Below are 12226 nucleotides of genomic sequence, written 5' to 3' on the forward strand. Positions count from 1 at the left end.
CTTATCGTCCCGGCTCTCCTGTTCGTCCTGCTGTTCCTCCCCATCCTCGCTGTCGGCACCGCTGCTCTCTGCTTTCTTCTCTTCCTCTTTGAATGTTTCTTCCTGTGGCATTCTTCCACCTCCGCTTTTACAGTCTTACCTTGCTAGTATTGGCTGCAGCGGGCGGATTATCCCATCTTTTATAAAAGAGAAGCCGGTGCCTTTCCTCCGCAAAATTTGCTGATATGTTTTCATTATAGACTACCTTTTATCTATATGTCAATTTGCGTCTTCTTAATATTCTTTTTCATTTTTCCGAATCTATTTTTCTTTGTGGCAAAATTACCGCCTATTTTCTATGAACCCCCGTTTTCCCCTGATTTTATGCCAAATTCACAGTACTTTAACATGTTAAAACATTGACAATGTATAGGATATATTATAAAATGAAGTGTATCACTGTTGAGTTCATTCTCTGGAAAGGAGCGGTCAGTATGGGTTACACCATCGCTCAAAAAATTATAAAAAACCATCTGGTCGACGGACAGATGAAGGTGGGCGAAGAAATCGGCCTTCGCATCGATCAGACACTGACACAGGACGCCACCGGCACCATGGCTTATCTGGAATTTGAAGCCATGGGGGTAGAACGGGTCAAAACCGAACGGTCTGTGGCTTACATCGATCACAACACCCTTCAGTCCGGCTTTGAAAATGCGGACGACCACCGCTTTATCGGCTCCATCGCCAAAAAACACGGCATCTACTTCTCCCGGCCGGGTAACGGTATCTGCCACCAGGTCCATCTGGAGCGCTTCGGCATCCCTGGCAAGACCTTGATCGGCTCGGACAGCCACACCCCCACCGGCGGCGGCATCGGCATGCTGGCCTTTGGCGCGGGAGGTCTGGACGTAGCAGTGGCTATGGGCGGCGGCGCCTACTACATCACTATGCCCAAGATGGTCCGGGTCAATCTGACCGGAAAGCTGCAGCCCTTTGTTGCGGCCAAAGACGTCATTTTGGAGGTACTGCGCCGTATGTCCGTCAAAGGCGGCGTCTCCAAAATCATCGAATACGGCGGCGAAGGGGTCAAAACCCTGACCGTTCCTGAGCGCGCCACCATCACCAACATGGGCGCAGAGCTGGGTGCTACCACCTCTGTCTTCCCCTCCGACGAGGTCACCAAATCCTTCCTAAAGGCACAGGGCCGGGAGGAGCAATGGGTTCCTGTCTTCGCCGATGAGGATGCCCAGTATGATGAGGTCATCGACATCAACCTGTCCGATCTGGTGCCCATGGCCGCATGTCCCCACAGCCCCGACAATGTCAAAACCATCGATGAAATCGGGCCCATCAAGGTGGACCAGGTCTGCATCGGCTCCTGCACCAACTCTTCTTATCTGGATCTCATGCGGGTGGCCGCTATGCTCAAAGGCAAAACCGTCCATCCCGATGTATCCCTGGCCATCGCGCCGGGCTCCAAACAGGTCTTTAACATGATCGCCCAAAACGGCGCTCTGGCGGATATGATCGCCGCCGGCGCCCGTATTTTGGAAAGTGCCTGTGGCCCCTGCATCGGCATGGGACAATCCCCCAATTCCGGCGGTGTTTCCCTGCGGACCTTTAACCGCAACTTTGAGGGCCGTTCCGGTACCAAGGATGCCCAGGTCTATCTGGTCAGCCCGGAGGTTGCCGCTGCCTCTGCCCTCACCGGCGTTCTCACCGATCCCCGCACCTTTGGAGAGGAGATCAAAATCGATCTGCCGGAGCACTTTCTCATCAACGATAACATGGTGGAGCCTCCCGCTTCTCCTGAAGAAGCCAAGGACGTGAAGATCCTTCGCGGCCCCAACATTAAGGAATTCCCCAACGCTGAACCCATCGCTGCGGATATCTGCGCCGATGTGCTTCTCAAGGTGGGGGACAATATCACTACCGACCACATTATGCCGGCAGGAGCCAAAATCCTGCCCTACCGTTCCAACATCCCCTATCTGTCCAACTTCTGCTTCGCCGTCTGCGACGAGCAATTCCCCGAGCGCGCCAGAAAGGCTGGGAAGGGCATCATTGTCGGTGGTCAGAACTATGGCCAGGGTTCTTCCCGTGAGCACGCCGCTCTCGTTCCTCTCTATCTGGGAATCAAAGCCGTCATCGCCAAGAGCTTTGCCCGTATCCACCGGGCCAACCTCATCAATGCCGGCATCCTGCCTCTGACCTTCAAAAATGAGGCCGATTATGACAAGGTAAGCCTTGGGGATAAGGTGGAGCTTTCTGGTATCCGGGACTGCATCGTGAATGATAAGCCCGTGATCGCCAAGATGGGCGGCCAGGAGGTCGAGCTTGTTTGTGAGCTTTCCGGCCGTCAGAAAGATATTCTCTTGGCAGGCGGACTGCTCAATTACACCAAAGAGTCTGTGAAATAATCCTTGAAAACAAGGTGACACCAATCCCGTTTTGTTTGTGTCATAGCTGCACATATAAAAAAGCCATACACGCGCGGCAGCGCGATCAGGCGGCAGCAGAATGCCGCCGTAAATTTGGAAATAGAAAGCAGGGAATCACATGGATAAGAAAATTGAAGCGGCCTTGGAAAAATACAAAGCCCTCATTGAAAACCAGCTGGCCCGTGTGGCCCGGATGAAGGCGGACACCGGCGCCGTAGATTACACCAAGCTCGACAAAATTGTCATCGGCGTCTGCGGCGGCGATGGCATCGGACCTGTCATCACAAACGAGGCACATCGGGTTCTGGAGTACCTGCTCCAGGACGAGGTCAAAAAAGGGCGGATTGAATTTAAGGTTATTGACGGCCTGACCATTGAAAACCGGGTCAAAGCCAACAAAGCCATTCCCGACGATGTGCTGGCCGAACTGAAAAAGTGCGACGTCATCCTCAAAGGCCCGACCACCACGCCCAGAGCCGGCGATCCCTGGCCCAACATTGAAAGCGCCAACGTAGCCATGAGAAAAGAACTGGATCTGTTCGCCAACGTCCGCCCTGTTAAGGTGCCGGACAAGGGGATCGACTGGACCTTCTTCCGTGAAAATACCGAGGGTGCTTACACTCTGGGTTCCTGCGGCCTCAATGTAGACGATGACCTGGCTTTTGACTTCACTGTCACCACCACCCAGGGCACCGAGCGCATTGCCAGACTTGCCTATGAATACGCCCGAAATAACAACAAGGGCAAAGTTTCCATCATCACCAAGGCCAACGTGGTCAAGACTACCGACGGCAAATTCCTGAAGATTTGCCAAGAGATCGGCAAAGAGTATCCTGATATCGTCACTGACGACTGGTATATCGACATCACCACCGCCAAGCTCATCGATGAAAAGCGCCGGAGAGACTTTAAGGTGTTCATCCTCCCCAACCTCTACGGCGATATCATCACCGACGAGGCGGCGGAGTTCCAGGGCGGCGTCGGCACTGCCGGCAGCGCAAACCTGGGCAACCACTACGCCATGTTTGAGGCCATCCACGGCTCCGCTCCCCGGATGGTCGCAGAGGGCCGTGACAAATACGCCGATCCCTGTTCCATGCTCCGGGCCGCTGTTATGCTTCTCTCCCACATCGGCTATCAGAAAGAGGCTGACAAGCTGGAGAAAGCTCTGGATATCTGCATGTATGAAGAAAAGAAATATGTGATTACCGGCCGTGACAACGGCGCCACCTGTAAGGAATTCGGCGACTATGTCATGGAAACCACCCAGAAACTTTAAAAGGCGGCGCAACCATGGCTAAGCATGAAAATGTCTCGCTGTCTGTCATCCGCAGGCTGCCCCGGTATTACCGCTTTCTAGGTGATCTTCTCAAAAATGGCGTCCACCGCATTTCTTCCAGAGAGCTCTCCCAAAAGATGGGGGTCACTGCTTCTCAGATTCGTCAGGATCTTAACTGTTTCGGCGGATTTGGCCAGCAGGGCTATGGCTACAATGTGGAGGCGCTGCATAAGGAAATCGGCTCTATCCTGGGAATTGACAGAGGTCTGGACATCATTCTGCTGGGCGCTGGTAACTTGGGGCGGGCTATCGCCTCCCATATGTCTTTTGATACCCGAGGCTTCAACCTCATCGGTATCTTTGACGTAAGCCCGGGGATTATTGGCCAGACTATCCGGGGTATCCGGGTTTCTCATGCCGATACCCTTCCGGATTTCTGCCGACAGCGGCACCCTAAGGTCGCTATGCTCTGTATTCCCAAAAATTCCGCCCAGGAGATTGCCGACAACCTGGTGGAGCTGGGAATCCGCGGTTTCTGGAATTTCTCCCACTATGATCTCGCCCTGGATTATGACAATATCGTTGTAGAAAATGTCCATTTGGGCGACAGCCTTATGACCCTATGTTATCGGGTGAACGAGGTATTGGATCAGGATAAAAAAGAAACGAAATAAAAAGAACAGCCGCCAGTGGCGGCTGTTCTTTTTATTAAATGAAACTATCTATTTGCCAACTCTTCCAGCCGGCGGCGGGAAAGGATCTGAATACCGCCCCGGGAAAGCTTTACTATCTCTTCGCTCTGAAACACCTTGAGCATCCGGGTGACCACCTCCCGGGCGGAACCCAGATGCCGGGCGATCTCTTCATGGGTAATGTGCAGAAGCTCACTTTCCTCGATGTTGGACTGCTCCAGCAAAAAAGCCGCCAGCCGCTTGTCAAAGCTGGAAAATAAAGCTTGCTCCAGAATCCACATGACGTCGGAAAACCGGCTGGCCACAAGCTGTGCCGTGTACTCCTTCACCACTGGGGAGGCTTCCGATAATGTCCGATAAATCCCGGTAGGGATAAGCAGCGCATCCGTATCCCGCTCGGCGTCAATATAGACCTCAAAATTGATATTGGGCATCATGCAGGAAGCTGAGAAAACACAGATATCCCGCTGAAACAGACGAAACAGGGTGATTTCCCGGCCGGTTTCTGAGATGATAAAGGTGCGCACCTGCCCGCTCTGGAGCAGATAGACGCCGGAACAGTCTGCATTCCCCGCATGGAGGCGGTCCCCCTTATGAAAGTGCTGGGGCCGGGTTTCCCGCAAAAGGATATCCTGTTGCTGCCGGGTCAGTTTTTTCCAAAAGGGCAGGGCTTCCTCCATAAATAGGGAATCTTTTTCTTCGGTTATCACCTGCGCCACCTCCGCTGTGAAACAATGGAAGCTCTGCACCCGAATGGGTGCAGAGCTTTTGTTTTGGCGGTTATCTTTTCACCGCTTTTCTTCTATTGTATGATTTCACCGGGAAACTGTCAACGTTTATTCCGAAACCATATTCAGAATTGCATTTTTGCTTTTCACACCCACAGAGGTGGATACGACCTTTCCCTTTTTCATCACCACCAGGGTGGGGATGCTCATAACCTGAAAACGCTGTGCAAGCTCCGGCTGTTCATCCACATTTACCTTGGCCACCTTGACCCTGCCTTCTACTTCTTCGGCCACCTCATCTACAATGGGGGAAACCATGCGGCAGGGACCACACCAGGGAGCCCAGAAGTCGATGAGCACAGTTTCAGGGGCGCTTACTGCCTCTCTTTCAAAATTTTCTTTGGTTAAAGTATGTACTGCCATTATAAAAAGCCTCCTTATCCTATTTGTGTATGGGGTGCTGTTGTTCTTACGGCCTTATTATATACAATGGCAGTATTTTATTCTGTAACTTGATCACATTTTCTTTATTCCATAGTTTTCCCGAAGAAAACCGCCGTCTTTTTGATTTTGTCCATGATTGGAATAAACTGCTCAGGGCGCAGGGATTGGGCGCCATCAGAAAGGGCCTTTTCCGGACAGTTGTGGACCTCGATGATAAGGCCATCAGCTCCCGCCGCAATGGCCGCCATAGAAAGGGGCTCCACCATCCAGACAATGCCGGAGGCATGGCTGGGATCCACCACCACCGGGAGATGGGATTTTTTCTTGAGCATAGGAATCGCGGAAATATCCAGGGTGTTGCGGGTGGAAGTTTCAAAGGTACGGATGCCCCGCTCGCAGAGGATCACCTTTTCATTGCCGCCGGACATGATGTATTCGGCGCTCATGAGCAGTTCCTCCAGGGTGTTCGCCAACCCCCGTTTGAGAAGGATGGGCTTGTCGATATGTCCCAGCTCTTTAAGCAGCTCAAAGTTTTGCATATTCCGGGCCCCCACCTGAATCACATCTACATCCTCAAACAAAGGAAGATGTCCAATGTTCATGATCTCGGTGACAATGGGCATCCCTGTGCGCTCCCTTGCCTCCTTGAGCAGCTCGATTCCCTGGGCTCCGAGCCCCTGAAAGGCATAGGGGGAGGTGCGTGGTTTGAAAGCACCGCCTCTGAGGATTCCAGCGCCCGCGTCTTTGACCTGGTCGGCGATGGTCATCAGCTGTTCCCTGCTTTCCACCGAACAGGGGCCTGCCGCCACCTGAAAATGTCCTCCGCCAATTTTCTTTCCCCGGATGTCAATGACAGTATCCTGGGGGTGGAATTTCCGGTTGGCGCTTTTGTAGGGCTCCTGGATGCGTTTGACCTGGGCTACCACATCCAGGGCCTGAATTTTCTCGATATCCACCTTACTGGTATCTCCGACAATACCAAGCAGGGTGGTGTTCACGCCCTGAGACTGGTGGATACTCAGGCCCTGGGCCTCCATATCCTGGATGAGCTGCTGTACTTTTTGAGGGGCCGCCTTTTCTTTGAGGATGATAATCATAACAAATGTCCTTTCTGCCGTATCTTGGGCTGAAGCTATTTCTAACTCTGGAAAAATAACAAAAGGCCGGTACTCTCTGCGAAAGTACCGGCCTTTTTATCGGGTGTCCCGATATTACCTCTGTTGGAGGGGGAACTGGTTATCTTCGCAGCACAACAAACCCGCGCCAAAAAAATAGCTCAGGTAATACCAGTAGGTATACGCGCTTGTGCTGCAAAGGGTGTATCTCATGGTGTTCCTCCTGTTTCTTTTGCTTTTATAGTATACCACTTTAAAGCGTTTGTCAAGTTCTATCTTCCAATTATTAATTCCACTTGTTATTTTGTCCCATTCTTTTTATAATAGGACTAGAAAATCGTGTCATTTTGCCCCGCCAAACGCCTTGCGCAGGGGTTTAATAATAGCTGTGACAATGATGACGGCGATGATAGCCTCCGGCACACCGTTGATGCCCACTACACCCATAATCACGCTAAACAGGGTGTCAAAGGGGATCTCCTTGGCCGCGGCGTAGCTTTCGCCGAAAAACACATAGATGCCTCCCATAACCAGACCTGTGTTGATGATAGAGGCTACAGCGGCGCTGACCGCCGTTCCCACCAGCTGGTGCTTTCCCTTTCCCGCAATGGCACGGTAAAGGTATCCCGCCACCACGCCGATAAGGATACGGGGCACAAAACAAATGACCAGGCTCCAGAAATTGCCGTTCATGTCTCCGAGGCTAAAAAACGGGGTGAAGACAAAGGATGTAGGTGTTGGGGAAAAGGTGTTGGTGAGCAGGCTGCACAGTCCGAAGACACCGCCTAAAATACCGCCCTGCATGGGACCCATTAAAATTGCCCCGATAATTACCGGGATGTGCATGGTGGTTGCTCTGGTAAAGCCCAAGGGAACAAAGCCCAAGGGGGTCAGCGCCAGCACCACTTCCAGCGCTATGAGCAGGGAAAGCTGCACCATTTTTCTCGTTCTTTCATTAGCTTGCATCGCCATTCCTCCTTGCTGCCGCTCCGCCTTGTCACGGATACGGCGCTATTGTTTGGGAAACTTACTCCCTGACAGAATGAGGGGCGTTTTTACAGTAAATGTGGTATAATCCATCCAGAGCCAGGTGCTCATCCAGGGTGATCTTCGCCCGGCAATAGGGCACGATAGCTTTGGAAAGGGCGCCGGTAGCCACCAGGGTGGTTCCTTCTCCCAGCTGCTCACAGAACCTAGCGGACATCCCATCTACCATGCTGGCATAACCATAGATAAGGCCGGAGCGCATGGCATCCATGGTGCCGGTGGCAATCAGTTCCCCCGGCTCCCCCATGGCAGCCGCCGGAAGGAGGGCCGCTCGTTGGGAAAGAGCTTCCAGGGAGATTTCCGCTCCTGGGAAGATGGCCTTTCCGATGAGGGCTCCATGGGCATCAATGGCTGAAAAGGTGGTAGCTGTCCCCATGTCGATGACCACGCAGGGTGCTGGATACTTCCGGACAGCCGCCGCGCAGGTGCACACAATGTCACTGCCAAACATGGATGGGTCTTGGGACTTGATAGAAAGCCCCGTTTTCAGCCCTGGGGAAACCAGATACACCTTCCCCTTACAAAGGCGGGAGAGGGCACCCCGGAGCACTTCTGTAAGCTTTGGCACCACCGATGATAAAATCCCGCCTTCCCACTTTCTTCCGGTCGGACCGTAAAAACCCAGCATCTGGCCAATGGCCGCTGTATACTGATCTTCTGTCAGATGTGTGTCTGCGGCCAGGGACAGGGCAAACTGCCGGATTCCCTTCTCGTATCCGCCGATGGAAATCACAGTGTTTTCCGCGCAAAGTGCGAGTATCATCGGGCTGCCTCCCTTCTTTCTTCTGTCAAGCCCAGTATAACCTGTTTTCTTCCCTGTGGCAACTGGTTTTCCGCCCAAAAAAGTGGAAGAAACACGCAATATCTTGTTTTATTTTGCTTTCTATCGTGTATAATAAAAATGAACCGCTACCAGGAGGATTTATGAAACAGATTACCTTCCAAGACATCAAAAACAATGAAGAAATCAAAACCTACATCGCCAAAGCAGACGAGGTACTCTCTCAACTTGGCTACACCGAGCACAGCTTTGCTCATGTAACCCGCTGTGCCGTTTATGCCAGGGATATCCTTCTGGCTCTGGGTTACGAAAAACGCATGGCAGAGCTTGCGGAAATCGCCGGCTATATGCACGATATTGGGAATCTCATCAATCGGGTGGATCATGCCCAGAGCGGCGCCGTTATGGCCTTCCGGATCCTGGATCACATGGAGATGCCCCCGGAAGAAATCGCCACCATCATCACCGCCATCGGCAACCACGACGAGGGAACGGCGGTTCCGGTGAACGCCGTTGCCGCGGCGTTGATCCTGGCCGACAAGACCGATGTGCGCCGCTCCCGGGTCCGCAACCGGGATATGCTGACCTTTGATATCCACGACAGGGTCAACTACGCGGTAGAGGATTCCAGCTTTACCATTGACGGCGCCCAAAAGACTGTCAGCCTGGATATTAGCATTGACACCTCTATCTGCGCGGTGATGGACTATTTTGAGATTTTCCTGAATCGGATGCTTTTATGCAAAAAGGCGGCGGAATTTCTGAAGGTAACCTTTGAGCTTTCCATCAACGGCGTGCGGCTGCTCTGACCGAAGTAAAAAGAGCGGGGATCCCCCGCGCAGGACAACATGGATGGATGACAGATGAAGAAAAGATTGGGAACACTCGCCGCCGCGGCGTTGCTCGCCCTGGCGACGAGTATTTTTGCAGCGGCATCTTCGACATTTTTCGACGATTGTGTAAGCGCCGAAAACACAGAATTTATCACCTACCAAAATTGGAGCATTACAAATCCCGACTTTGGGGAGGAAGTTGGATGGCCTGATGCGCCGGACAAAACTGTGCTCACTGCCGATTTTACCGGTGGCGCGCCCAGCGCAGTCTATCACATTTCCGGCGTGGACCGGCTGACCGTCTCTTTTTATACCCCTACCTGTCCGCTGGCTGTGAAAAATGAAGACGGCAATTATGTGCTGGCCTCCTCCGCCTCCGACGAGGAGGGACATATCGACTTGGACGGTACCCTCCCCGTTTCCTACAGCCCTGTGGATGGAAACCTCTACCTCAACACGCCGGATCAGGGGTATCTGCTCTATATGGCGGTGGATGGAGCCGGGGTGTTTTGTCCTCTGCCCGATGAGGACGCCTTTCTCTCCCAGATCAAAGACACCTTAACCAACAGCTTTCTGGAGGTTTTAGTCTCTGATGACGACGAGAGTTATCATCCCATCGATTACGACTTTACCTCCTGCCAGATGTCCTTAAACGCTGAATCTGCCCTGACCTATTACTACTGCACCCTTTATCTGCCCATCCCCACCGGTACCCGGTACATCGGGCTGCAGATGAACTACGCCGAGGAAATTCCTACCGGTGACGGCGGCAGCATTGCCAACCGGCACAAGAACCGGCTGCGGCTGGCCCGGGTAGATTTCGAAGGGGAATACCTCAACTGGGGCGATCCTCTCCCTGAAGAAGAAGAGAGAAAGGATCCCATCTATAATGTGGAAGGCATTTATCTGACCAATCAGTCCTCCGCCTCCAGCCGGACCACCTCCGGCGACAGGGTGACCCAGTATTTCACCATCACCAACAATTACTATAATGGCAGCGGCTCCCAAAGCTCTTCCTCCCAGGTCCTGACCAGCGGCAGCGGTGAAAACCAGATGAAGCTCATCCTCTCCGACGAGGCGGCACTGCCTGCGGCCCAGGCGGAGGGAGAACAAAAGGCCAACAACTTCCTGTTTATCCTGTGCAGCATCATCTATCTCGTCCTTGCCTCGGTGGCCGTGGTGGTGCTGATTTTCAAATACCGCTCCTCTGCGTCATAACACATTCGATAACTATGAGGGCGCAAGTCTTCTCCGTTATCAAATCACTTCCTATACATATTAAACTATTATATATGGGGTGAGACTAGCAAGAAAATCGAAGAGATGATCTGGCAAATCGGATGAAATGTTGCGTATTATCGTAAATTGGAGGGGTTCATGGGGAAAATCAGCTAAAGGGTTCCCATGGACAGGATCTATTTAATCCATATCGAAGCTTATGACATGGGGATAAAATTTTCTCTGCACACCCTGTCGGCCATTGCCAAAGCTTTGGAACATGGCCCAAACGTTTATTGGAATTTCATTAAAAAAGCCACCGCTTAAGCGGCGGCTTTTTTATGTCCACATATCCTCATTTTGCAGCTGGGCCTTTTCTCCCGTTTCATAGGGGTCGTAGTGGGGGAGTTTACAGCCAAATTCCTTCAACGCCCCAATCTTTCCGTCCTTCTCCCAGCGGATGAGGGAAACTCCGTCAAAATTCTCAGCCCGTCCGTCCTTCATCTGGTCCTGAAAGTACCATTCCACCACCGTCTGATCCCCTTGGTGGAAAAACTGCCGGATCTCCCAGGTCACAACCTTGCCCCGGGTATTCCACTCGGAAAACCAGTGCTCCACCGCCTGCACACCGCGGTAGATAGGGCCCCAGCTCTCCACATAGACGCAGTCCTCCGCGAAAATCTCCCGAATTCCCTGATCTTTTCCCTCCAGCCACATGGCAAACCAGCGCCGGATGATCTCTTCCCGTCCTTCCATCTGTTTTCCCCTTCGCCTGAATAAAGTATTATCGTTCCTTTTCGGAAAGCTCAGCCCGCAGGCAGTCCGCCAGCCGGCCAAACTCCTCCAGCGTCAGCTTTTCCGCCCGGGCCTGGGGGCTGACTTTGGCTTCTTCCAAGGCCTGAGCCGCTTTCTCCTTGGATATCCCCAGCCCCGAAGCCAAGCAGTTGCAGATGGTTTTTCTCCGCTGGGAAAACCCGGCCCGGATGACCCGGAACAGAACATCCTCACTCTTCACCTGGATGGGAGGCTCCTTCCGCACATCCAGCCGGATGACAGCGGAGTCCACTTCCGGGGCGGGCATAAAGCTGCCTCGGGAGACAGAAAACAGCTGCTTCGGCTCACTGTAATAGGACACCGCCAGGCTCAGCGCCCCACATTCCCGGCTGCCGGGTTTGGCGCAGATGCGCACCGCCGCCTCCTTCTGTACCATAACGGTGATCGAGGAGATGGGCAGGCGCTGCTCCAGCAGGGACATAATGATGGGGGAGGTGATGTAATAGGGGAGGTTGGCGCAGACAGCCACCTCCATACCGGCAAATTCGTCGGCGATAAGCTTTTGAAGATCCACCTTGAGGACATCTTCATTGATGATCTTGATATTGTGATACCCGGCCAGGGTCTCATCCAGCACCGGCATCAACCGGCTATCCAGCTCGATGCAGACCACCTTATCCGCCCGCTGTGCCAACTCTTCGGTGAGCACCCCAATGCCGGAGCCAATCTCAATGACGCCGGCGCCTGGCCTAGCTCCCCCCAGCTCGGCAATCCTAGGGCAGACAGAGGGATTGATGAGGAAGTTCTGCCCCAGGGCCTTGGAAAAGGTAAAACCATAACGGTTGAGAATGTCCTTGATGGTGCCGATATTGGAAAGCTTGCTCATAAAGTG

Annotated in this window: 12 protein-coding genes; 5 read left to right on the forward strand and 7 right to left on the reverse strand. The window is 52.9% G+C overall.

What is annotated here, in order from left to right:
- The first annotated feature begins 473 nt into the window (after nucleotides 1-473).
- The 3 genes from WGC32_RS06345 to WGC32_RS06355 all read left to right on the forward strand — a co-directional run bounded on the left by WGC32_RS06345 (nucleotide 474) and on the right by WGC32_RS06355 (nucleotide 4376).
- Nucleotides 474-2402 carry an aconitate hydratase gene (locus WGC32_RS06345; protein WP_342681115.1) on the forward strand — a complete coding sequence of 643 codons (1929 nt, stop codon included), beginning with the start codon at nucleotides 474-476 and terminating at the stop codon, nucleotides 2400-2402.
- Nucleotides 2403-2541: 139 nt separating this feature from the next.
- Nucleotides 2542-3702, forward strand: a complete 1161-nt coding sequence (locus WGC32_RS06350; protein ID WP_342681078.1) for an isocitrate/isopropylmalate family dehydrogenase — start codon at nucleotides 2542-2544, stop codon at nucleotides 3700-3702.
- 14 nt (nucleotides 3703-3716) lie between these two features.
- Complete coding sequence (locus WGC32_RS06355) at nucleotides 3717-4376, forward strand: redox-sensing transcriptional repressor Rex (RefSeq protein ID WP_191482882.1); 660 nt, start codon at nucleotides 3717-3719, stop codon at nucleotides 4374-4376.
- Nucleotides 4377-4420: 44 nt separating this feature from the next.
- On the opposite strand, the gene WGC32_RS06360 is transcribed toward WGC32_RS06355, so the two are convergent.
- From WGC32_RS06360 to WGC32_RS06380, 5 genes are all read right to left on the reverse strand, one after another.
- On the reverse strand, nucleotides 4421-5104 hold the full coding sequence (locus WGC32_RS06360; RefSeq protein WP_342681079.1) for a Crp/Fnr family transcriptional regulator: 684 nt from the start codon (nucleotides 5102-5104) through the stop codon (nucleotides 4421-4423).
- Nucleotides 5105-5230: 126 nt separating this feature from the next.
- Nucleotides 5231-5545, reverse strand: coding sequence for a thioredoxin (gene trxA / locus WGC32_RS06365; RefSeq protein WP_191482883.1), 315 nt, complete (start codon nucleotides 5543-5545; stop codon nucleotides 5231-5233).
- A gap of 104 nt (nucleotides 5546-5649) precedes the next feature.
- A complete protein-coding gene (gene aroF, locus WGC32_RS06370; protein ID WP_342681080.1) occupies nucleotides 5650-6663 on the reverse strand; it encodes a 3-deoxy-7-phosphoheptulonate synthase in 1014 nt (337 codons plus the stop codon).
- 360 nt (nucleotides 6664-7023) lie between these two features.
- On the reverse strand, nucleotides 7024-7647 hold the full coding sequence (locus WGC32_RS06375) for an ECF transporter S component (protein WP_342681081.1): 624 nt from the start codon (nucleotides 7645-7647) through the stop codon (nucleotides 7024-7026).
- Between the two features lie 61 nt (nucleotides 7648-7708).
- On the reverse strand, nucleotides 7709-8491 hold the full coding sequence (locus WGC32_RS06380) for a type III pantothenate kinase (RefSeq protein WP_342681082.1): 783 nt from the start codon (nucleotides 8489-8491) through the stop codon (nucleotides 7709-7711).
- Between the two features lie 161 nt (nucleotides 8492-8652).
- Between WGC32_RS06380 and WGC32_RS06385 the strand changes: the two genes are divergently transcribed.
- Nucleotides 8653-9318, forward strand: a complete 666-nt coding sequence (locus WGC32_RS06385; RefSeq protein WP_191482887.1) for an HD domain-containing protein — start codon at nucleotides 8653-8655, stop codon at nucleotides 9316-9318.
- A 54-nt stretch (nucleotides 9319-9372) separates the two neighbouring features.
- Complete coding sequence (locus WGC32_RS06390; RefSeq protein WP_342681083.1) at nucleotides 9373-10560, forward strand: hypothetical protein; 1188 nt, start codon at nucleotides 9373-9375, stop codon at nucleotides 10558-10560.
- Between the two features lie 339 nt (nucleotides 10561-10899).
- Here the strand turns inward: WGC32_RS06390 and WGC32_RS06395 are convergent, their stop codons facing one another.
- Both WGC32_RS06395 and rsmA read right to left on the reverse strand, forming a co-directional pair.
- On the reverse strand, nucleotides 10900-11316 hold the full coding sequence (locus WGC32_RS06395) for a nuclear transport factor 2 family protein (RefSeq protein WP_342681084.1): 417 nt from the start codon (nucleotides 11314-11316) through the stop codon (nucleotides 10900-10902).
- Between the two features lie 28 nt (nucleotides 11317-11344).
- The gene (gene rsmA / locus WGC32_RS06400) at nucleotides 11345-12220 is read right to left on the reverse strand and encodes a 16S rRNA (adenine(1518)-N(6)/adenine(1519)-N(6))-dimethyltransferase RsmA (RefSeq protein ID WP_191482891.1); all 876 of its coding nucleotides are present in this window, start codon (nucleotides 12218-12220) and stop codon (nucleotides 11345-11347) included.
- Nucleotides 12221-12226 lie beyond the last annotated feature (6 nt).

The sequence above is a fragment of the Zongyangia acetica genome (genome assembly GCF_038739695.1).
In the GTDB taxonomy this organism is placed as follows: Bacteria; Bacillota; Clostridia; order Oscillospirales; family Ruminococcaceae; genus Zongyangia; species Zongyangia gallinarum.